This is a genomic window from Umezawaea endophytica, assembly GCF_025061645.1.
GTDB lineage: Bacteria > Actinomycetota > Actinomycetes > Mycobacteriales > Pseudonocardiaceae > Umezawaea > Umezawaea endophytica.
This window is the reverse complement of sequence record NZ_JANYMP010000003.1, coordinates 180,117-201,660: the sequence shown is the minus strand read 5'-3', so window position 1 is coordinate 201,660 and position 21,544 is coordinate 180,117. Positions and strand designations below refer to the sequence as shown.

Annotated in this window: 18 protein-coding genes and 1 pseudogene; 9 read left to right on the top strand and 10 right to left on the bottom strand. The window is 71.5% G+C overall.

Going from position 1 to position 21,544, the window contains the following annotated elements; genetic code table 11:
* Positions 1-2 precede the first annotated feature (2 nt).
* A complete protein-coding gene (locus NZH93_RS08280; protein ID WP_259622363.1) occupies positions 3-1,247 on the bottom strand; it encodes a glycoside hydrolase 5 family protein in 1,245 nt (414 codons plus the stop codon).
* Positions 1,244-2,281: a LacI family DNA-binding transcriptional regulator gene (locus NZH93_RS08275; protein ID WP_259622362.1), complete on the bottom strand. Its 1,038-nt coding sequence runs from the start codon at positions 2,279-2,281 to the stop codon at positions 1,244-1,246. The genes NZH93_RS08280 and NZH93_RS08275 overlap by 4 nt, the downstream gene beginning before the upstream one ends.
* Before the next feature lie 122 nt (positions 2,282-2,403).
* On the opposite strand from NZH93_RS08275, the gene NZH93_RS08270 reads away from it, so the two are divergent.
* The 6 genes from NZH93_RS08270 to NZH93_RS08245 all read left to right on the top strand — a co-directional run bounded on the left by NZH93_RS08270 (position 2,404) and on the right by NZH93_RS08245 (position 9,450).
* Positions 2,404-3,687 carry an ABC transporter substrate-binding protein gene (locus tag NZH93_RS08270; protein ID WP_259622361.1) on the top strand — a complete coding sequence of 428 codons (1,284 nt, stop codon included), beginning with the start codon at positions 2,404-2,406 and terminating at the stop codon, positions 3,685-3,687.
* 26 nt (positions 3,688-3,713) lie between these two features.
* Positions 3,714-4,649 carry a carbohydrate ABC transporter permease gene (locus NZH93_RS08265; RefSeq protein WP_259622360.1) on the top strand — a complete coding sequence of 312 codons (936 nt, stop codon included), beginning with the start codon at positions 3,714-3,716 and terminating at the stop codon, positions 4,647-4,649.
* A 21-nt stretch (positions 4,650-4,670) separates the two neighbouring features.
* Positions 4,671-5,522, top strand: a complete 852-nt coding sequence (locus NZH93_RS08260) for a carbohydrate ABC transporter permease (protein ID WP_259622359.1) — start codon at positions 4,671-4,673, stop codon at positions 5,520-5,522.
* Positions 5,519-7,783 (top strand): glycoside hydrolase family 3 N-terminal domain-containing protein, encoded by a 2,265-nt coding sequence (locus NZH93_RS08255; protein ID WP_259622358.1) that lies wholly within the window; start codon positions 5,519-5,521, stop codon positions 7,781-7,783. Before NZH93_RS08260 ends, NZH93_RS08255 begins: the two co-directional genes overlap by 4 nt.
* Complete coding sequence (locus tag NZH93_RS08250) at positions 7,771-9,066, top strand: glycoside hydrolase family 125 protein (protein WP_259622357.1); 1,296 nt, start codon at positions 7,771-7,773, stop codon at positions 9,064-9,066. The genes NZH93_RS08255 and NZH93_RS08250 overlap by 13 nt, the downstream gene beginning before the upstream one ends.
* Positions 9,067-9,159: 93 nt before the next feature.
* Complete coding sequence (locus tag NZH93_RS08245; RefSeq protein WP_259622356.1) at positions 9,160-9,450, top strand: DUF4342 domain-containing protein; 291 nt, start codon at positions 9,160-9,162, stop codon at positions 9,448-9,450.
* 92 nt (positions 9,451-9,542) lie between these two features.
* On the opposite strand, the gene NZH93_RS08240 is transcribed toward NZH93_RS08245, so the two are convergent.
* The 4 genes from NZH93_RS08240 to NZH93_RS08225 form a co-directional block, all read right to left on the bottom strand.
* On the bottom strand, positions 9,543-11,234 hold the full coding sequence (locus NZH93_RS08240) for a protein kinase family protein (RefSeq protein WP_259622355.1): 1,692 nt from the start codon (positions 11,232-11,234) through the stop codon (positions 9,543-9,545).
* Positions 11,235-11,252: 18 nt separating this feature from the next.
* Positions 11,253-15,050 (bottom strand): nSTAND1 domain-containing NTPase, encoded by a 3,798-nt coding sequence (locus NZH93_RS08235; protein ID WP_259622354.1) that lies wholly within the window; start codon positions 15,048-15,050, stop codon positions 11,253-11,255.
* Between the two features lie 134 nt (positions 15,051-15,184).
* Positions 15,185-15,682, bottom strand: coding sequence for a hypothetical protein (locus NZH93_RS08230; RefSeq protein WP_259622353.1), 498 nt, complete (start codon positions 15,680-15,682; stop codon positions 15,185-15,187).
* Positions 15,683-15,969: 287 nt separating this feature from the next.
* Positions 15,970-16,575 carry a TetR/AcrR family transcriptional regulator gene (locus tag NZH93_RS08225; RefSeq protein WP_259622352.1) on the bottom strand — a complete coding sequence of 202 codons (606 nt, stop codon included), beginning with the start codon at positions 16,573-16,575 and terminating at the stop codon, positions 15,970-15,972.
* A gap of 86 nt (positions 16,576-16,661) precedes the next feature.
* On the opposite strand from NZH93_RS08225, the gene NZH93_RS08220 reads away from it, so the two are divergent.
* Together NZH93_RS08220 and NZH93_RS08215 are read left to right on the top strand one after the other, a co-directional pair.
* Positions 16,662-17,348: a DUF3159 domain-containing protein gene (locus NZH93_RS08220; protein ID WP_259622351.1), complete on the top strand. Its 687-nt coding sequence runs from the start codon at positions 16,662-16,664 to the stop codon at positions 17,346-17,348.
* Between the two features lie 154 nt (positions 17,349-17,502).
* Entirely contained in the window at positions 17,503-17,925 is a 423-nt protein-coding gene (locus NZH93_RS08215; RefSeq protein WP_259622350.1) for a hypothetical protein, read from the top strand.
* A gap of 56 nt (positions 17,926-17,981) precedes the next feature.
* On the opposite strand, the gene NZH93_RS08210 is transcribed toward NZH93_RS08215, so the two are convergent.
* Both NZH93_RS08210 and NZH93_RS08205 read right to left on the bottom strand, forming a co-directional pair.
* Positions 17,982-18,830 (bottom strand): helix-turn-helix domain-containing protein, encoded by an 849-nt coding sequence (locus NZH93_RS08210; protein WP_259622349.1) that lies wholly within the window; start codon positions 18,828-18,830, stop codon positions 17,982-17,984.
* Positions 18,827-19,324 (bottom strand): SRPBCC family protein, encoded by a 498-nt coding sequence (locus tag NZH93_RS08205; RefSeq protein ID WP_259622348.1) that lies wholly within the window; start codon positions 19,322-19,324, stop codon positions 18,827-18,829. The genes NZH93_RS08210 and NZH93_RS08205 overlap by 4 nt, the downstream gene beginning before the upstream one ends.
* A 170-nt stretch (positions 19,325-19,494) precedes the next feature.
* Between NZH93_RS08205 and NZH93_RS08200 the strand changes: the two genes are divergently transcribed.
* Positions 19,495-19,926, top strand: coding sequence for a PH domain-containing protein (locus tag NZH93_RS08200; RefSeq protein ID WP_259622347.1), 432 nt, complete (start codon positions 19,495-19,497; stop codon positions 19,924-19,926).
* A 140-nt stretch (positions 19,927-20,066) separates the two neighbouring features.
* Here NZH93_RS08200 and NZH93_RS08195 read toward each other — a convergent pair whose 3' ends face one another.
* Together NZH93_RS08195 and NZH93_RS08190 are read right to left on the bottom strand one after the other, a co-directional pair.
* Positions 20,067-20,684: a 2'-5' RNA ligase family protein gene (locus tag NZH93_RS08195; protein ID WP_259622346.1), complete on the bottom strand. Its 618-nt coding sequence runs from the start codon at positions 20,682-20,684 to the stop codon at positions 20,067-20,069.
* A gap of 209 nt (positions 20,685-20,893) precedes the next feature.
* Positions 20,894-21,535 (bottom strand): annotated as a pseudogene (locus tag NZH93_RS08190) (PIG-L deacetylase family protein); the annotation flags it as partial.
* Positions 21,536-21,544 lie beyond the last annotated feature (9 nt).

Genomic DNA, 21,544 nt, shown 5'->3' with positions numbered 1-21,544 from the left:
GCTCAGACCACCGCGACGCGGTCCAGTTCGCGGATGCCCCGCACCTCCAGCGCCGTCGGGGAAGCCGCCGTGGTGCTCGTGACGACCGCGACGTCGACGCCCCGCTCGCGCAGCTCGTGCCAGCGTTCGAAGATCGCGCCACCGGGGCCGAGCGCGGCGCGCGACAGCGGCAGGTCCCGCTCGTCGACGTCGACGACGACACCGACCGTGCGGGGCCGCGGCGGGGTGGCGCGCTTCGACTCGGCGACGAGTTCGGCGAAGCGGCGGCCGAGGGGCTTCACCCGGTTCTCGGTGTCGAGGAGGCCGAGGGAGTACTCCAGGTCCTTGTAGTCCGCGAGCGACCGCGAGACGTCGTGCGAGCACCACCAGGTGATCGCGAAGAGGTCGGTGGTCGTGAGCGCGGCCTCGATCGTGCGGGCGCAGAACTCGGGCATCTCCGCTTCGGCGAGGTTCATCGACGGCGCGCCGACCTCCTGGAGCCACACCTTCCGCGCGGGGTCGGTCGCGAACGCCTTCGACAGCTCGATCATCCACTCCGCGTGCCGCACCGACTGCGGCGAGAGCGCGCCGTACCGCGCGGCCGTCCCGTTGAAGATCCACGAGTGCACGGTCGTCAGGTCGCCGAGGCGGGCGGCGTGCACGGGCAGGAACGGGTGGTCGTCGCGGTACCAGAGGTGGTCGTTCTCGCTGTGGGCGAGGACGTGGCGCGGGTCCCGGTCGCGGGGCGCGTCGAGCAGCGAGGTCAGCCAGTGCCGCACCTGGTCGCTCGTGGCGGGCATCGCCGCGGGGTTGGGGAGCTGGAACTGGTTGAGCTCGTTGCCGAGCGTCAGCCCCAGGAAGTTGGACCGCTCCCGCACCGCGTCGTAGACGGCGGCGACGAGCGCGGCCTGAGCCTCGACGGCGGGCCGGTCGGTGAACATGTTGCCGTCGTGCCAGTTGACCAGCCAGGCGGGCACGAAGTCGAACCCGGACATGTGGCCCTGGACGACGTCGACCGCGATGTCGAGGTCGAACTCGGCGGCGACGTCGGCGACCAGCGCGATGTCGTCGAGGGCCCGCTGCCGGATGAGGGTGCGGTTGGGTTGCAGCACGGGCCACAGCGGGAAGACCCGCACGTGGTCGACGCCGAGCCCGGCGATGGCCTCGAAGTCCGCGCGCACGGCGTCGGGGTCGACGGCCATCCACTGGAACATCCAGTCCTGCGACGGGGTGTAGTTGACGCCGAACCTGGGCGCGGTCGTGGTCAAGGGCGTTCCTCGCGGTCGTGGGTGTGCGGAGCGGGCGCTGTGGACTCGCGCACGAGCAGGCGGCGACCGCTGACGGTCTGCGCTTCGACGGCTTCGCCGCGCACGAGTCGTTCGAGCAGTGCGACGGCGGTGCGGGCGCTCTCCTCGACGGGTGCGTCGAAGGCCGTGAGGCGCGGGCGGGCGATCGACGACACCCAGGAGTCCTCCCAGGCGATGACCGAGAGCTGCTCGGGCACCCGCACCCCGATCTCGGGGGCGTGGGCGACGATCTCGGCGGCGATCGTCTCGCTGTCGACGATGATCGCCGTCGCCCCGCCGAGCCTGCCGAGCAGGTCGGCGACGGGGTCCTCGGCGTCCGGGTTCCACGTCGCCAGGCCCGCCGTGACACCGCGGTCCTTGGCGGCCCGGCGGAAACGCCGGTCGCGGGCACGGGTGTGGGCGAGGCCGGGGGCGTCGGTGACCCTCGTGACGGTGCGGTGGCCGAGCCCGGTGAGGTGCTCGATCGCCTCGGCGAAGGCCGAGCCGTCGCGCACGGTCACCGAGGCCACCGGGCCGGGGACCGGCGCACCGAGCAGCGCCGCCGGCGCGCCGAGCTGTTCGACCAGCGCCAGCCTCGGGTCGTCGTCGCGCACGTCGACCAGCAGGAAGGCGTCGACGCGCTGCTCGCCCCACCACTGCCGGTAGACCTGCTCCTCCTCGTCGGCGTGCACGAGGGTCAGCGAGAGCGCCCAGCCGATCTCGGCGAGTGGCTCGGTCAGCCCGGCGAGCAGCCGCATGAAGAAGGGGTCGCGGCCGAACGTCTCGCGCGACCGCGCGATGACCAGCCCGAGGCTCCGGCCGCCCTGGCCGGAGACCTTGCGGCTGGCGAAGTTCGGGCGCCAGTGGAGTTCGTCGGCTGCGGCGCGGATCCGGGCCGCCGTGGCCTCGGAGACGTTCGGACGGCCGTTGAAGACGTGCGACACCGCGGAGGGTGAGACGCCCGCGAGCCGGGCGACGGCGGCGATCGTCACGCGCTTGGTGGTGGGTTCAGTCATGTCGTGGCCGAGAGTAGGGAATTGACCGCTTCATGTAAAGCGGTATACCTTGCCCGCCACTTGATGTGTATCGCTTTACAAGGCGGCGGCCCGGACGCGCTGAAGCTCCCGAGGAGGAACTCGTGACCCACGCCATCAGCAGACGAGCCGTGCTGCGCGCCGCGATCGGTGCGGGCATCGCCTCACCACTGCTCGCGGGGTGCGGGGCGTTGACGCCCGCGTCGAGCAGGCCGGGCGCGCTCTCGGTGCACACCCAGCTCAGCGGCGCGGTCGCCGGTGCTCGCGTGTTCTCCGACGCCGTCGCCACCTACGAGCGGCGCTTCGCCAGGACGGTGGCGCTGCTGAAGAACGGTTCCGACCTGCCCATCGTGTTCGAGACGAGTTCGCTCGCGGGCGCGGAGGCCGACGTCGCGCTGGTCAACCTCCAGGGCCGCACGCTGTCGTGGACGGGCCTCGGCGCCACGATCCCCGTCACCCGGCTGCTCGACGACTGGGGGCTGCGCGACAAGATCATCCCGGAGGCCGTCGCCGAGTGGACGGACGGGAGCGGGAACGTCCGCGCCTTCCCGTTCACCCGCACGAACTGGCCCGTCTCGTTCAACACGAGGCTGCTCGACGAGGCGGGGGTCGGGATCCCGACGACGTCCGACGAGCTGATCGCCGCCGCCCAGGCGTTGCGGGCCAAGGGGATCGGCCCGGTGACGGTCGGCGGTTCCGACTGGAGCGGCCAGAAGCTGTTCCTCCAGATCATCCAGGGCTTCCTGACCGCGGAGGAGTCCAAGAAGGTGTTCGCCAGCGGCAAGCTCTCCGAGAGCGCCGGTGCCGTGGCGGGTGTCGAGCACTTCGTCGAGCTGCGCGACGCGGGCGTCTTCATCGACAACGTGCAGGGCTACACCTCGGACTCCGAGCTGACGCAGTTCAACACCGGCAAGGCGGCGATCGTCCCGGCGATGTCCTCGGCACTGGCCAAGGTGCCCGCCGAGCGCGCCAAGGAGGTCACCGTCGGCGGCTGGCCCAAGCCGTCCCGCGGCGGCGTGCTCGACCACCCGAGCGTGATCCAGAGCTACAACGGCCACGGCATCTGGATCAGCGAGAACGGCGCGAAGAAGCTCGACCTCGTCGAGCCGTTCGTCAAGTACCTCTACAGCGACGAGGTCACCGACGCGATGATCCTCGGCTCCGGCCGGGACATGAGCCGGGTGACCGGCACGCTCAGCACCGACTTCCCGCTCGTCGCGCAGGCGTCGCGGCTCACGGCGGCGCAGGTCTCGCCGGTCATGCTGCCCGACCTGACCATCCCCCAATCCGCGTTCGAGCCCATGATCCAGGCCACCGCGACGGCCTACGGCCCGGTGTCCGTCGAGCGCATCGTCGACGTCTTCGAGAAGGCCTACGCCACGGCTTGAGGGCAGGCCTCAGGAAGGGATCCACCGTGACCGCTCTGACCGACGTGGCCTCCAGCGCCGCGACCACCCCCGAGCCCTCCCCGCCACCCGGCCGCGGCTCCCGCACGCCGCTGCGCGAGCGCTTCCCCGGCTTCGCACTGCCCGCGCTCGTCTGGTACGCGGTTTTCATGATCGGCCCGGTCGTGGCGATGGTCCTCATCGGCTTCCTGTCCTGGCCGGGCATGCTCGTCGAACCGGGGTTCGCGGGCCTGTCGAACTTCGGCCGCGTCTTCGCCGACGAGAAGTTCTGGGCCGCTGCCGGGAACTCGGCCGTCCAGATCGTCATCGGCCTGCCCGTCATGATGGTGCTCGCCTTCCTACTGGCGTTCTACGTCGTGCAGAAACCGCGCGGCCACAAGGTGATGCGCTACCTGCTCTTCATCCCCGCGCTCATCTCGGCGCCCGCGACCGCGATGGTCTTCTACGCGATCCTCAACCCGGACGGCCTCCTCAACGGTGTGCTGCGCCCGCTCGGGCTCGACGGCACCGCCTGGCTGGCCAACCCCTCGACCGCGCTCGGCGCGATCATCGCCGTCGAGCTGTGGAGCGGGATCGGCTACTCGGCGGTGCTCATCGCGGCACGGCTCGACAGCGTCGCCCCCGAGATCGTGCAGGCCGCGCGCATCGACGGCGCGGGTGACTGGCGCATCGCATGGGGCATGTACTGGCCCATCGCCCGCGACTTCATCGGCGTCGTGACGATGTTGCAGTTCCTGTCGATGCTGTTCAACTCGGCTCAGACCGTGCTGCTGCTGACCCAGGGCGGCCCCGGCACGTCGACGACGACGTTGTCGTACCTCGTCTACCGCAAGGCTTTCGTCGAAACCGACCTGGGTTACAGCCAGGCGGTGGGCCTCATCCTCTTCGTGCTCGGGTTGCTGGGCATGGGAGTCATCCGCCGGGTGCTCCGCGCGTCCCACTGACCAGTTCCGAAGGAGTCCACCATGGCCCGGACCGCCCTCCGTCCCCTGCGCGACCGCGTCGGCTCGATCACCAGCGGGGCGCTGGCCTGGATCTACTGCGCCCTGCTGGTCGTGCCCCTCTACTACTTCGTCGTCTCGTCGTTCAAGGACAACGAGCAGATCTTCGAGTCACCGCTGGCGCTGCCGGGGACGTGGGACTTCTCGAACTTCGGCACGGCGATCGACCAGGCCGAACTCGTCCTCGCGGTCGCGAACTCGGTGATCACGACCGTCGCCGCGCTCGTCCTCACCCTGCTGCTCGCCCTGCCCGCCTCGTTCGCCCTCGCGCGCTCGAACGGCAGGCTCGGCCGCTTCGTCGAGAACATCTTCGCGCTCGGCTTCCTCATCCCGTCGTTCGCGGCGCTCTTCCCGACGTTCCTGCTCGCGGCGGCGCTGGGTCTCTTCCACAGCCGCACGTTCGTGGTGTTCCTGCTGCCCGCGACCGCGCTGCCGCTGTCGATCGTGATCCTCACGTCCTTCATGCGGGCGATCCCGCGCGAGCTGGAGGAGGCGGCGTCGATGGACGGCGCCTCGGCCCTCCAGGTGCTCCGGCAGGTGTACCTGCCCATCTGCGTCCCCGGCATCGCGACCGTGCTGCTGCTGAACTTCCTGTCGTTCTGGAACGCCTACCTGTACCCGCTCATCCTCATCGGCCCCGACACCGCCCAGCGCACGATCCAGGTCGCGCTGCCGACCCTCAAGGTCGACGCGGGCACGGACTACGGAGTGCTCATGGCCGGAACGCTCTTCACCCTGCTGCCCGTGTACCTCGTCTACACGGTCCTCCAGCGCCAGATGCAGCGCGCGCTGATCTCCGGGGCTGTCAAGGGATGACCCCGCCCCTCTCCGCGTCCTCGCTCTCCCTGACCAGCCGGATCGGCCAGGTCAACCAGCGCCTCAAGGGCTGGGAGGCGCTGCGCTGGATCGACGGCGCGCCCCGCGTGACCGACGTCCTCCGGCGCGAGGTCGACCGCTTCGGCGGACTCGGCGCCCTCTACGGGGTGCTGCGCGCCGACCCGTGGTCGGCCGTCCACTGGCGCAACGGCATCCCGCCCGAGCGCAGCGCCGAAGCGTGCGCGGCCGTGCAGGACTACGTGACGCGCCACGGGGACGGCGTGCCCGTGCTGTTCGTCGAGGAGGCGCCGCACGGCGTCCAGGCGCTCGGCGGGACGACGCTGCCGGTCAACCTCGCGCTGGGCGCGGGCATGGACGTGGAGCTGACCGGGGAACTGGCGGCCGTGGTCGCCGCCGAGGCACGGGCGCGGGGGACGCACGTCGTCCTCGTCTCGGGTCTCGACGTGCTGCGCGATCCCCGCTGGGGCCGCGCGGAGGAGTGCTTCGGCGAGGACCCGGCGCTCGCCGCCGCGCTCGTGGCGGCGACCGTGCGGGGGTTGCAGGGCGGTTCGACCGGGGCCGGGCCGATCGGCACGGAGCACGTCGCCGTCGTCGCCAAGCACCTCGCGGCCCAGGGCGCGGGAATGGGGGGCCGCAACGGTTCCGGAGCGCCGATCGGTCCCCGTGAACTGGGGGAGGTACACCTGCGCCCCGCCCACGCCGCCGCCCGCTGCGGTGTCGCCGGTTTCATGGCCGCCTACAACGACGTCGACGGCGTTCCGTGCAGCGCGAACCGGGCGCTGCTGACGGACACGCTCCGCGACGACTGGGGGTGGGACGGCGTCGTCATGGCCGACGGCACCGCGATCGACCGCCTCCGCGACAGCGCGCCCGATCCCGCAGCGGCCGCGGCGCTCGCCCTGCGCGCGGGCGTCGACCTGAGCCTGTGGGACGAGGCGTTCACCCACCTCGGGCACGCCCTCGACCGCGGCCTCGTGCGGGAGGACGAGCTGGACCGCGCCGTCGACCGCGTGCTCGCGCTCAAACGCCGGGTCGGGCTGCTCGGTGAGCCCGCACCGGTCGAGCGGCCCGTCGCTCGGGACGTCGTGGCGCTCGTCGACCGAGCCGCCCGGCAGGCCGTGGTGCTCGTGCACGACCACGGCGTGCTGCCGCTCGACCCCGCGGGCACGGTCGCGCTCATCGGCCCGAACGCCGACGACCTGGACGCGCAGCTCGGCGACTACACCCCACCCCGGCCCGCGCACGACCCCGCCGCGTCGACCGTGCGATCGGCGCTCGTGGCGCGGATCGGCGACGACCGGGTGCTGCACGCGCCCGGCTCCCGCGTGCGCGGCGCGCTCGGCCCGGACGCGCTCGCGGCCGTCGAGGAGGTGGCGGGCCGCGCCGACGTCTGCGTGCTGGTGCTCGGTGGCACGAGCCGTCGCGGCTACGACGACGAGTTCGCCGACAACGGCGCGGTCGAGGGCCCGGCGGAGGACACGACCAACGGCGAAGGCGTCGACCTCGCCTCGATCGCGCTGCCGGAGGCGCAGCTCGACCTCGCGCGCCGGGCCCGAGCGAGCGGAAAACCCGTCGTCGCCGTGGTCGTCGACGGACGGCCGCGCGTGCTCACCGCGTTGGCGGGCCTGGTGGACGCGCTGCTCTTCGTGCCGTTCCCCGGCCCGAGCGGTGGTGCCGCCGTCGTGAGCGCGCTGTTCGACGGCACCGCCTCGGGCAGGCTGCCCGCTTCGTTCCCCGTCGCCGACGGCGTCCTCCCGGTGGCCCACGACGAGCGCCTGGAAACGGCTCGCGGCTACGTCGAGCACAAGCGGCCCGTGGGTCTTCCCTTCGGCGGCGGAGCCCATCCGTCGATCGTGACCAGGGTGCGCGAGGCGGCGTGGACCACCTCCGCCGAAGCCCTGGGGAACGGCGGGACCGTGCGGGTCGCGGTGGACGTCACCAACGTCGGCGCGGTTCCGCTCTCCGTCGCCGTACCGGTCTACGGTCGCAGGCACGAACTCGGCGTGCGCCCGCGCCGCAGGAGCCTGCTGGCCGTGCGGCGCACGACGTGCGCGCCCAGGAGCACGACGACGGTCGAGTTCGAACTGGGGCTCGACGAACTGGGCTCGTGGGCGAGCGGGCGACCGGTCGCGGTCCCGGTGGAGATCGGCGTGTGGAGTTCGGACGAGACCGACGAGCCGGGGAACGCCCCGCGGGTGCGCGTCACCGACGAAGGAGGAATGACGCCGTGGCAACGGTGATCGACCCGTCGATCGAGCGGACGATCGGGACCGCGGCGGCCCGCGTGCGCGCCGCGACCGGGGACCGGATCGGTGATCTGGTCGAGGCCGCGCTGCTGCGCACCCTGCGCGACACCATCACGATCGGCGAGGACGGCAGCGCGTTCGTCATCACGGGCGACATCCCGGCGATGTGGATGCGCGACTCCACCACGCAGTTGACGCCCTACCTGCGCTTCCTCGCCGAGTGCCCGCCGCTCGCCGCGCTCGTCACCGCCGTGGTGCGCAGGCAGTTCGCGTGCCTCGACCACGACCCGTACGCCAACGCGTTCAACGACGGGCCGACGGGAGCGCACTACGAGCCCGACGACGTGTGCGGCGATCCGCACGTCTGGGAGCAGAAGTACGAGGTCGACAGCCTCGCCTACCCGGTCACGCTCGCGCACGCGCTGTGGCGGGCGACCGGCTCCACCGAGGCGTTCGACGCCCGCGCGCACCGCGTGGCGCGCACGGTCGTCGGCCAGTTGCGTCGGGAACAGCGGCACGACGAGTCCCCGTACCGCTTCGAGCGCGCTGGCGCGATCCCCACCGAGACGCTCGCGCGCGGGGGCCGTGGCACGCCCGTCGCCGTCACGGGCATGACGTGGAGCGGGTTCCGGCCGTCGGACGACGCGTGCACCTACGGGTACAACATCCCGGCCAACCTGTTCGCGGCACAGGCGCTGGTCGCCATCGCCGAGGTCGCCGAGGAGGTCTACGGCGACACCGACCTGGGAGCCGACGCCCGCGCGCTGTCCCGCGACCTCGTCGACGGTGTCGAGGCGCACGGCATCGTCGACCACGACGGCGCGCGCGTCTACGCGTACGAGGTCGACGGGCTCGGCGGCGTGCTCCTCATGGACGACGCCAACACACCGTCACTGCTCTCCCTGCCCCTCCTCGCACCCGACCTCGTCGACACCGATGTCTGGCGGGCGACCCGCGCGTTCGCCCTGAGCCCCGGCAACCCGTACTACTTCCGCGGTCGCGTCGTGAGTGGCATCGGCAGCCCGCACACGAAACCCGGACGGGTGTGGCCGATCGCCCTCGCCGTCGAGGGCCTGACGGGAACGGCGGCCGACCGGGAACGCCTCCTGCGCCTCATCGCCGACACCGACGCGGGCACCGGCCGCGTCCACGAGAGCTTCGACCCCTCCGACCCCACCGCGTACTCCAGGCCGTGGTTCTCGTGGGCGGACTCGATGTTCTGCGAACTCGCGCTGGCGGTCACCGACGACGTGCGCCTGGCCGCGTCTGAGGGGTGAATCAGGCGGAGGTCGGGGGAAACCCTGATGGCAGGGCGTTCCACAGCGGACAGTCTTGGAGGTGTCGAGGACATCCGCAGTGCGAGGAGAGTCATGAGCGAATCCAAGCCCGAGTTCAACCGTGTCACCGTCGACTCCGTGGTCGACGCCGTTCGCGGGTTGGTCGGCGAGGGCGTCAACCGTCGTGTGGTCGTGCGTGACAGCAAGGACGACGTGGTGTTGGAGGTGCCGGTGGCTCTCGGGTTGGTCGCGGTGCTGGCCGCCCCGGTGGTCACCACGATCGGTGTCGGTGTCGCGCTGGCAGGCAAGTGCGGGATCAAGCTGGAGAACCGCAGTCAGCCCGGCAGTGAGCCCGCGACGACGGTCGACGCCGAGCGCGTGTAGTCCGCGGCCGCGGGTTCCCGCGGCAGGGGAGTCCCGTTCGGACGGGACGAAGCGGCCGGTGCCGTCGTCGGAGGTGACGACGGCACCGCCGCTCAGCGGTCGTTCGGCAACGTCCACAAGCGGGTCGACGGGCCGCCGCTGGTGGCGGCGAGCTGGGTGCCGTCCGGGCGGTAGGCCAGTGCCAGGGTGCCGCCGCCCAGCGGGTCGCCGATCTGCTGCCTGCTCGCCACGTCCCACCGCTGAACGGATTCGTTGCTCCCCGTGTTGCCCGCGTTGCCACCGATCGTGGCGAGCGTGCGGCCGTCGGGGCTGAAGGCCAGGCCGCCCATCCCCTCGCCCATGGGCCCGCCGACCTGCTTCAGGTCGGCGGTGTTCCACAGCCGCACGGCGTTGCCGGAGTCCACCCCGCCCGCGGTGGCCAGAGTCCTGCCGTCCGGGCTGAACGCCACGCCGAACAGCCAGTCACCCTGGGCGACCCGGCCGATCTCCTGCGAGGAAGCCGCGTCGTAGAGGAACCCGCCGTCGTTGCCACCCACCGCCAGGGTCCGGCTGTCGGGGCTGAAGGCCGCGCCCAGCATGCCCCGCACCAGAGCGGGGCCGACCGGTTGGTGGGTGCCCACGTTCCACAGGCGGGTGTCGCCCAAGCCCGCCGTGACCAGCAGGCGCCCGTCCGGGCTGAACGCCAGCGCCATGGCGCCGTCCACCGCGAACCGGTCCTGGACCTTCAGGACGCCGAGCAACTGGCGGGTGGCCACGTCCCACAGCCTCGGCACCATGCCGCCGGTGGCGAGCGTCCGCCCGTCCGGGCTGAACGCCACCGGGAGCGCGATCCCGGTGTCCAGACCGGTGATCGGTTCACCGACCTGCTGGTGGGTGGTGGTGTCCCACAGCCGCACCGCGCCGTCCGCGCTCGTCACGGCCAGCGTGCGGTTGTCGGGGCTGAACGCCACCCCGTTCGCGTTCTCGGTGGAGTCGGACAGTTCGGCCACCTGGGTCGGTGTCGCGGGACGGTCCTGCCCGGCTGGCGCGTCCGGTGTGGGCTGGAGCGCCCACAGCAGACCGGCGGCCAGCACGACGACGCCGACCAGCGCGCCCACGAGGATGAAACGCTTGCCGCGCTTGGTGTTCGGTTCGGCCAGGCGGTCCGCGTCGGCTCGGTGTCGGTCGATCAGCTCGCGGACCTCCGTCGGCCAAGCGACGGCCTGGCCGGTGAACTCGGCCGCGACCTGTGCGGCGGTGGGCCGTGCGGCGGGGTCCTCGGCCCGGCAGCGTTCGACGATCGGTGGCAACGCCGTGCCCCCGTACGCGGAGGCGAGCACGGAACCGAGCGCGGCGACGTCGTCGGCCGCCGCGTGTCCGGGGTCCGCGAAGCCGAAGCCCACGACCTTGACGCCGTCCTCGGTGAGCAGCACGGTCGACGCGGTGAGGTTCCCGTGCGGCAACCCGGCCCCGTGCACCTCGGCCAGTCCGGCGGCGGCCTCGCGCGCCAGCCGCCGGAACGGCTCCTCCGGCAGCGGCCCCACCTCGTCCAGCGACGGACCCACCACGTACACGGAGGCCAGCCACGGAACGGAAGCGTCCGCGTCGACCACGGCGGCGGCGTGGACTCCCGGCATCGCCTTCGCGGCGTCGGCCACGCGCCGGAACTCCTCGTCGGCCTCCCGCGCCAGGCGCAGCGCGACCAGGTCGCCGTCCGGTCCGCGACCGACCAGCACCCGGCCCTGTTCCCCCAGCACCCGGTAGCGCCCGAGCGTGCGCGGGGTGGAGGTGAGCGGTGGTGTCATGGCGACTCCTCGGGACGGTCAGGCGCAGGGCGGGGCGAAGGGCACGTCGGTGCCGACGTGGCGGTCCCACCGCTCGGCGGTGAGGCCGGCGCGGGTGAAGGCGCAGATCCGGGCGCTGTTGCGGTCGACGTCGAGGTCCGTCAGCCGCACCGAACGGTCCGCGCCGCCGGTCGCGAGCACGCGCCCGTCCGGGCTGAACGCGAGCGTGGCGATGGCGTCGGTGTGGCCGGCCAGCGGTGGTCCCGGCGAGGTGGGCCGCGCGGGATCGGTGGTGTCCCACAGTCGGACCGTGGCGTCGGCACCGCCGGTGGCCAGGGTGTGGCCGTGGGGGCTGAACGCGACCGCGAACACCTCCTGGGTGAGGTCGGTCAGCGGCGGCCCGGCCGACGTCGGCCGGGCCGGGTCGGTGGTGTTCCAGAGGCGGACGGTCGTGTCGGCGCCGCCGGTGGCCAGGGTGCGGCCGTCGGGGCTGAACGCCACCGACAGGACGGTGTCGGTGTGGCCGGTCAGCGTTGGGCCCAGCAGGACGGGTCGCGTCCGCTCCGAGACGTTCCACAGCCGGATCGTCTGGTCGCTGCTGCCGGTCGCGAGCGTGCGGCCGTCCGGGCTGAACGCGACCGAGTAGATGCCCTCGCTGCGGCCGTTGAAGTCGATCTCGGTGCTGCGCGTGGCCAGCGGGTACGCGAGCGGGGTTGGCCGGGCGGGGTCGGCGAGGTCCCACAGCCGGGTCGACTTGTCGCTGCTCGCGCTGGCCAGGGTGCGCCCGTCCGGGCTGAACGCGACCGCGTTGACGGGTCCGGTGTGGCCGGTCAGCGGGGCGGCCAGTGGTGTCGGCCGCGCCGGGTCGGCGACGTTCCACAGGTGCACGGCGGAGCCGCAGGCGGCGGCGAGCGTGCGGCCGTCGGGGCTGAACGCCACCGACAGGACCCCGTCGGTGAGGCCCGTCAGCGGCTCGCCCAACGCCTCGGCGCGATTCGGGTCGGTGACGTTCCACAACCGCACGGCGGGTTCGGCGGTGGCGGTGGCCAGGGTGCGGCCGTCCGGGCTGAACGCCGCGGAGTGGGTCGTGGCCGACGGTCCGGTCAGCACCGAACCGGGGAGGTGCCACAGCCGGGCCGTCCGGTCGTTGCCCCCGGTGGCCAGGGTCCGCCCGTCCGGGCTGAACGCCACCGCGCCGACGACCCCCGTGTGCCCCCGCAGCGGTTCGCCGACGGCCTCGGGGCGGGTCCGGTCGCTGACGTTCCACAGCCGGACGGTGTCACCGCTGCCGCCCGCCACCGTCCGCCCGTCGGGGCTGAACGCCACCGTCGCGACAGCTCCGGCCACGGCGCTGAGGCCGCTGCGCGGGGTCTCGGCGACCACCGAGGCGCGGGCGGGGTCGGCCACGTCCCACAGCCGGATGGTGGAGTCCTGGCTGCCGGTGGCGAGCGTGCGCCCGTCGGGGCTGAACGCGACCGCGTCGACCGCTCCGTCGTGCCCCGTCAGCTTCGGGCTCGCGGCGGTCGGCCGGGCGTAGTCGGTCACGTCCCACAGCACGGCGGCGGCGTCCTCGTTGCCGACGGCCAGGGTGCGCCCGTCGGGGCTCCACGCCACCGCCTCGACCTCGCCGCTGCCCTGGCGGCCGAACGTCGTGCTCGGCGAGCCCGCCAGGGCGGGGTCGGCGAGGTTCCACACCTGCGTGGTGCCCTGGTTGTTCGCGGCGGCCAGGAAGCGGCCGTCGGGGCTGAAGGCGAGCAGGCCGATGGTGCCCACCTGGCCTGGGAAGCCGTCGTCGGTGCCGAGTTCGCGCAGCGGTTCGGGACGGGTGGGGTCGACGATCGACCACAGGCGCACCGAGCCCATGAGCCCGCCGGTGGCGACGGTCCGACCGTCAGGGCTCATCGCGAGCCCGTGCACGGGGTTCGCGTCACCGCCCGACTGCCCGATCCGCACGGGCCGGGTGGCGTCGGAGACGTCCCACACCCGGATGGGCGCGGGCTCGTCGACGCCGCCGGTGACCAGCGTGCGCCCGTCCGGGCTGAACGCGACGACACCGACTCGGCCCGCGTGGCCGGTCAGGGGAGTCGACAGCGGACGGTTCGCGGCCCCGACCAGCCGTGCGGCGGTCTCCGCGCCGGGGCGGCGGCGGTGGGCGACCAGGTCGAGCTGCGCGGACAGCGACGCGTCGACGTCCCGCTGCTGCTGGGCCTCCGTGACGACCCGGTTGTACACGGCCAGGTCGCGCTGCCGCTCGGCTTCGCCGCGTTGCACGGCGAACAGCGCCGCCGCGGTGGAGGCGACCACGGCGGCGACCAGGAGCGCGGAGACCACGGCGGTGCGGACGCGGGCGGACCGGCGCCGCGCCCGCGTGCAGGCGGCCAGGAACGAGTCCACGAGCGGGCTGAAGTCACCCGCGGGCGCGCTGTCGGCCCAGGTCCGGGCGGTGTGGAGGCGGCTGCCCGAGTACAGCAGCGACGGGTCGCGGTCGGCGCGGGACCAGGCCGTGGCCGCTTCTTCGAGGTTCTGCTGGACCAGCCTGCCGACGCGGTCGGTGGTCATCCAGTCCCGCAGCCGGGGCCAGCAGCGCAGCAGGGTCTCGTGGGTGATCTCGACCTCGTCGCGGTGCCGGGTGAGCAGCCGGGCGCTGGTGAACGCGTCGATGACCGCCGCCGTCGCCGCGGGGTCCTGGTCGGCCAGTTCGCTGCCGGGGACGCGCCTGCGGGTGTCCTCGGTGCCGTCGCCGATCCTGACCAGGCGCAGGAACAACGACCGCGCGGTCCGCTGTCCGGCGTCGTCCAAGCGGGCGTGGACCTGCTCGGCGGAGGTGGCGATGGCGTTGCGGATGCCGCCGGTGTCCCGGTAGCCCTGCACGGTGAGCGTCGAGCCGCTGCGCTGCTGCCAACTGATCCGCAGCGCGTGGGCCAGCATCGGCAGCCTGCCCGCGTCGTAGCTCGTCCTGTCCTCCGCACGCTGCCCGGTGGTGACGCCGAGGTCGTGCAGCAGCAGTTCCACCAGGCCCGGTTCGACGTCGAGGCCGACCGCGGCCGCGGGGTGGAGGACGGCTTCGCGCAGCTCGTCCTCCGTCATGGGACCGACCACGAGCTGGGCGTCCTGCAACGCGGCCCGCAGGCCGGGGTGGTCGGCGCAGGCGGCGTAGAAGTCGGCGCGCAAGCCCACGACGACCAGTCCGAGCGGCTTGCCGTCGTTCTCGGCGATCTCGACCAGCGAGTCCAGGAACACCTGCCGTTCGCGGTCGTCCGAGCACAGGGTGAACAGCTCCTCGAACTGGTCCACCACGATCACGACCGGGGTGTCCGCGTTGCGGCGCAACGCCTTCACGCAGTCCGCCGGGTCGACGTGGTCGACGCCGGTCAGCGACGCCACGGCGGCGGCGAGCCGCGCCACCGGCTCGGCGGTGGGGGTGAACACGACCTTCGGCCAGCCGTTGGAGCCCGGCACCCTGCCGTCGTCGAGCGCGGGCAGCAGACCGGCGCGCAGCAGCGACGACTTCCCGGCGCCGGACGGCGCGACCACGACCTGCACCCCGCCCTCGACCAGCCGCCGGTCCAGGCGCGCGGTCAGGTCGGCGACCAGTCCGTCCCGACCGAAGAACCACTCGGCCTGCTCGGGGCCGAACGCGGCCAGTCCGGGGTAGGGGCACTCGTGCACGACGGCCCCCGGTGTCGTGCGGTGCCGCACCCGGACGCCGTTGGTGTAGTGGACGTGCTGGTCACGGCCGACCTGGGTGACGTGGGCCCCGCCACTGGCGGTCGCCTCCTGGTGGACATCGCCCGACCGGTGACCGGGAGTCACGTCGCGGGTTTCCTCGGACGCCATCAACCACCCGCCGACGGCGTGCCTGTCACCGCTTCCCCCACGTGACCTCCCCATGTCGCCATCCGGATGATCCGGTGAGCCTACGATCGGGCCAACATCATGTTCACACACCGTAATTGTGCGGGAACTTCGCGTCAGGGCTCCTTGTAGTACGGACGTGGCTGGTGGGGCGGCTTGGTCCGCTGGCGGCGACGGCGGCGGACGATCACCGCGGCGGTGGTGCCGCCGACAAGCAGGAGTGCGACGAGGATCCAGGCGATGACGTGACCCGCGCCGGACGTCCCGCCTGCGGGTTGGATCTTGCGGGGACCGTAGGCCGCTTGCAGTTCGGCCTTGGTGGCGGAGGTGGACTCGTCGTTGACGGTGACCACGACGCGGTCGACGTCTTCGGCGTAGGTGTCCCAGATCAGCCGGAAGAGGGCGTCGACGTCGGCGTTCTGCTCGTCGGTGCGGTAGGCGGTGACGGCCAGCGTGTCGAAGCCGTTGGAGGTGTTGTGCTTGACGGAAATCCCGATGTAGCCCTCATCCTGGATGCGGGCCGAGAGGGTGGACAGCTCCTTGAGCGTGGCGCACCCCGCGGCCGTCAGGACGCACAACAGCAAGAGCAGCAGGCGTTTGCGGACGTTGACCATGTCGAGCCCTCCGGTTCGGATGACGAACCGAGGTCTCCCCGACCACCGGAGTGCGGTGGCGCCGTGACCGGGTCGCCGTGGGGCGGCCGTAATGTCGATCACGAGCTGAATGGGTACTCCCCCCAGGGGGCGAAGTGTGGCGTACCAACGTGATGGTGGTCAAGTGACGTCGATTACCGCGAGGGTCGGCCGTCAGGCGGTGTGCGCACGTGCCGGTGTCCGCTGTGCGGCAGAGGGTAGCCGCAGCGTGGCCGCCGACCCGATCTCCGGCACGGGCAGCGTGATCGTCACGGTTCCCCTTTCCCGCGCGCTGGGGTCAGGCACTGCTGCACGAGCGGGCCGAAGGTGGTGGCCAGTTCGTCGACGGACGCCGACGCGATCGGCTCGACGCGCACGATGTACCGGGCCACCGCGAGACCCAGGACCTGGACGCTGACCATGCCCGCCTGCCGCGCGGTGTCCGGTGAGTCGAGCAGGGCCACGAGCCGGTCGGTGATCTCCCGGCCGATGAACTCGCGCAGCAGCTCCTCGGACCGCGGGTCGGTCGGCGCCGATCTGGTCAACATCACCAGCGGCGCGCCGTCGGAGGCGTCGAGGTTCCGCACGAGCGTCCGGACGATCCGTTCGCCCAGGGTGTCGAGATCACCCGCGAAGATCGACTCGATGGTGTGCGGGGCGCTGTCGATCACGGCGCTGAACAGTCCCTGCTTGGTGCCGAAGAAGTAGAACACCATCGCCGGGTCGACCGCCGCCGCGGCGGCGACGGCGCGCACCGTCGTGCCGTTGTAACCGTTGCGGTCGAACAGTTCGCGCGCGACCTGGAGCACCCGCTGCTTGCTCTCCGCACCGGACCGCCAGCGTCCGGGGCGACGGTGGTCGTCGTGTTCAGCCATGGCGGTCGAAGCCTAACACCCCTTTCTTCACCGCCCGGTGGAGTTTCGGGATCGGCCCTAGAGTGTTCTTCACCAGGTGATGAAGAATGGGGGTGATCTTGGATGCGACCAGCGACCACGATGTGCCGCAACGGTTTCCCGTCCGTCGAGGCGAAGGCGAGCACATGAGCTTCACCATGCTGACGCGGAAGTCGCTGTCGTTGTTCAGCGCGGTGGGCGGCTGGCGCACGGTCGCCGAAAGCGTCGTGTCCCGATCACTGTTCCTGGTCGCCTACCTGATCACCCGCCAGGTGCTCACGTCCGCCCTGATCGCGGTCGGCGGCGTGGTCGTGTTCACCGCGGCACGCCTGTGCACCGGCGGCAAACCCTGGCAACCCGCACTGGGGCTGCTGGTGGTCGGCGCGTCCGCACTGCTGGCGGGCAGCACCGGACAAGCAGCCGACTTCTACCTCCCCGCCGTCGTGTTGCAGGCGGTCGGCGGCGCGCTGTTCCTGTTGTCCATGCTGGTGAAGTGGCCGATCGTAGGTTTGGTGATGGGCACGCTGCACGGCGACCACCACGCCTGGCGACACGACCGCCACCAGCTACGCCGTTATTACGCTTGTACAGCGGTGTTCCTGACCAAGTGCACCATCGCCACCGCGGTACTGGTACCGCTCTACCTGACAGAAACACTGATCCCACTGGGCATCGCGGCAACCCTCCTGGGCGGCGCCCCCGCGGCCGGCGTCTGCGTTTACCTGTGCTGGCGGATCTTCCGCAACGCCCCGTAGCACCTGTGGCGGTCGCGTTGAATACCAGTGCCTGCCAGCGATTTCCGTGACGGAGAGCTACACGCAATTCCACCCAGGTGAGTGGTGACATTCAGGCACACCAGGAGTTTCCTCAGTGGAGCGGTCACATCATCCGTCCACCGAGGAGTCGACCATGGCCTGGAACGGCAAGTGCCCCAACGGGGGCCCGGCCAACTTCACCAACAACGACGCCAACAACCTGGCCGCGAACGCCGACTACACCAACACGGTCAGCGTCATCACCTCCGCGACCACCGGCGGCGACACGAAGAAGGCGTCAGTCTGGGTCTACTTCGTCGACGCCGCGGGCCGGAACTGGAGGCTCCTCATGACCGCCGACGTCCACCCGAACGCCACGAACCCGGCGGGCCAGTCCGGTCACACCTACATCTCCGGCTGGGACGGCTGGACCCCGCGCACCCTGGCCACGAGCACGGCGGTGATCCTCCCGCTCCCGGCCAACTCGGGCACCTTCCCACCCGGCAACACCCGCTACCCCACCGTGGTACCGGCACCAGCCCCCGTTCCCGGTGCCGCGGTACCGGCGACGACGTAGAGCTCTCCTGAGACGGGTGGTGTTGACCGAACTGGTGTTGCCGGCCCGGTTCCCGCTCAGCGAGCCTCGCTGAGCCGGAACTCACGCAGTCGGTCGAGTTGGTCGGCGCCGCTGGTTCCCTGGGCCGCCGTGTAGGTGACGATGCGCAGGTCGACGCCGGGCACGGTCAGCACGTCGCAGTCCAGGGTGACGTCACCCAGCTCGGGATGGCTGATCGTCTTGAGGTCGCCGGTGAGCTGTCCCATGCCCGCCACCGACCACAGCTCGCCGAAGAACGGCGAGGCCGCCCGCAGGCCGTCCACGAGTGCCGCCAGGTCCGGGTCGGCCGGGTAGCGGGAGACCGCTTCGCGGAGGTCCGCGACGATCGCGGTTTCGAAGGCGTACGGTCCGGCCGTCGAGGTGACCGGGCGCAGGTGCCAGCGGCCCTCGCCCGTGCCGAAGAGGGCGCGGGCGAGGTTGCGTTCGGTGGGCGGCAGGCCGGACGGGTCGCCGTGCAGAGCCGTCCACATGTCGTTCCACCACAGCAGGCTCCAGTCGGCGGCGAACACGCCGATCGGGAGGTCGCCGAGGCGGTCGACGAGGCGGCGGATGCTGGGTGGCACGTGGGTGCCGACGGTCTGGTCGCGGGGCGGGAGCAGGTCCGCGGCGCGGAAGAGCTGGTCGCGTTCGGCGGGGGAGAGGCGCAGCGCGCGGGCCAGGGCCGTGACCACCTGGGCGGACGGGTTGGTGGCCCGGCTCTGCTCCAACCGCAGGACGTACTCGTGGGAGAGACCGGCGAGTTCGGCGAGTTCTTCGCGGCGCAGGCCGGGGGCGCGCCTGCGCGCTGACCGGGCGTAGCCGGCGTCAGCCGGGTCGAGGCGGTCGCGCCAACCGCGCACCAGGGCACCGAAGCTCAGGTCGCTCACTCCTCCATGATCGCACCAGGCGTGTCCTGGACCACGGTCACCATCCGGGCGAGCGCGGCGCGCATGTAGCGGGTCCAGAGCGGCTTGAACGGCCCGGCGACGATCCAGCGGCGGCCGGGCAGCGGCTGGAAGTCGTAGGTCCACCGGATCGACGTGCCGGTGCCGTCGGGGAGGAACGACCACTCGCCGCGCACCCCGGAGGCCAACTTGGCCAGCACGTTGGTGAATCCGCTGAGCTCGTAGGCGAACCCGTGCCCGTCCACGACCTCGGTGAGCCGCTCGTCGGCCCTGGAACCGTCGGTGAACCAGGTCTGGCGCGAGGTCCCCGGCCGGTCCCAGGTGCCGGTCTGGCCGCGCACCTCCTCGACGCCGGGGAACGGTCCCCACGGCTTGAACACCTGGGAGAGGTCGATCGGCACGATGACCCGGTAGGTGTGGGCGGGCCTGGACGTCGTACGGGCGAAGACGGTGATCGGAACGCTCTTTTTCGTCATGCCACGAGCATCACGGCCCGCGCCCGCCCGAGGCAGACACCTGTCAGTACATACCTTCGAGCTCCGGCCGCGCCGCCTCGGCCCGCCACCCGCTCCACCCGAGAGCCCTCCACGTGGGGGCTTTCGTCGTTTCCAGGTCAGCCAGGTACGCGCCGGGCTAGCTTTGGCGCATGGGGACCACTACTTTTCGCAGGCCATCGGCCCGCGTGGCCATCGTGATCATCTCGGTGTTCGTGTACTTCGTCCTGGCGTTCCGGATAGACGAGTTAGCGGACGGGCTGACCCGGAACGTCCTCACCGGGTTGCTCGTCGGTCTGCTGGTGGCGCTGGTGACCCAGACCTGGCGGCTGGCGGTGGTCCTGAGGCCGGATGGGGTGCTCGTGCGCAACTCGTGGCGTGACCGGTTCCTGCCGTGGGACGAGATCAGGGGCATCGACCGTGAGCCGGGCCGCATCCAGCGCGTGTCGTTCCTGATGGCCGACGGCCGGGTTGTGCCGTGCGACGCGATGCGTGGGTGGGCCTCCCATGACGAGCCGCACGCGAAGGCACTCGTTCAGGCCGTCACCGCTCGCCTTGCGGCGCAAGAACAACAGGCCGACTAGTCGACGAGGCAGAGCGCTGTGTCCGCCCCACCGACAGCGAACGGATGTTGGGCCCGACCACCTCACAACAAACTCACAACAAATGCGCGAGCGAGTACAAGAAGGCGCCAACGCGACGATGGTCGGGGACTGGTGACTCTTCAGTGTGTCAGCCGAAGTTTCGCCAGTTCCTCCCAGCGAAACTGAACAAGTTCGGTGTCCACGAGGACATCCACTAGACGAACGCAGTCCACTGTGAGCTCGGTCCGAGGATCGAGCACCTCGCGCAGCGAGGCTTGGACGACGTCGGAGTCGCCATCGCCGGTGGCATACGCCAGGGTGATGTGTGGTCGGCCATTCGAGTACTGCACGGCCTTCTGCCCGAACATGTCACCCGCAACCGCCTTCATCCCGTCGATCAACTTGTTGAAACGCAGGTCAGGCACCATCTCCAGAGACACGCTGCTGCGCTTGACGACTGCGGACCGACAGGCGACCTTGAATGAGGGCATCTCTGCCGTCACCTGCCGAAGTCGCCGCGCCAACTCCGCACGCTGGTCCGAGGTGACGTTGCGGGCCGAGATCTCGTCGATGACCATCATCGTCGAGTGCAACCATTCGTCGGGCTGCCTGGCGATGAAGTCGAATCTGTCAAGGACACTTCGGTAGGCATCGATCACGGGTCGGATTTCGACCGGGTCAGGCACGAAGTAGACGTGCAGCTTCGTCCAGTCCGCAGGCCATCGCAGTTTCAACTGATCGAGCATGAACGTGTCCACCACAGCAGTCCTGTCCGTTGTGCTGGTCGCGACCTGATAGAGGTTCTTACCAAGATAGTAGGGGCGCCTTCGACCACTACGTGGACGGTCTGCAGGGAGATGTGCGGCCGTCGTTCCGCGGGCACATCCGCAGTGGTGTGAACCGTGCTTCTTCGGTGAGGCTCGTGGATGACGTGGTCCAGCCTCGGGTCCGTCACGGTTCCACTGCCTCAACCGCGGGGGTGATCGCCGCGTTCGTGCGACCCGAGCCCGGCGAAGAGGTCGGTTTCCGGGACGGGTGATCCCGTGGTGTCCCGTGCTCGGATGAAGTCCTCGACGCCGAGCGCCGCGGCGAACTCGGTTGGTGGCAGCCTGCCCGCGATCGACGAGTCGAGTTGGGAGGCGTGGCAGTGCAGCGCGGCGCGTTTGCGGTCGACGACCGCGCGGGTGTCGATGGTCGTGGTGATGCGCCGGTCGACGTCATCTAGGCCGGTGGGCAGGTTCCGGTGGATCCCGATCGAGGCGGCTGCCCGGATCACGCGTTCCCAGTACGCCCTGCCGTGTGCTTTGAAGTAGAGCTTGGCCGCCACCGCGGACAGGTCGAACGCCGCCGAGGTGACCCGTGCGGCGTGCAGGTGGTCGCGGTGTTGTGCGGTGTTCTCGGCGTCGTAGGTCACCACGACCTGCGGCTGGTAGTGCTCGATCAGCCTCGCCACCCGGTCGGCGGCCGCGGACACCGGCACGTCCACGAAAGCACCGCGAGGTTTCTCCCACGGCGCGATGCCCGAGTCGTGGTAGCCGAGCAGTTCGACGTCGGTCACCCCGAGGACGCGGCACGCCGCTCGCAGTTCGCCGAGCCGGTGCGAGGCGACCTGTGCGGG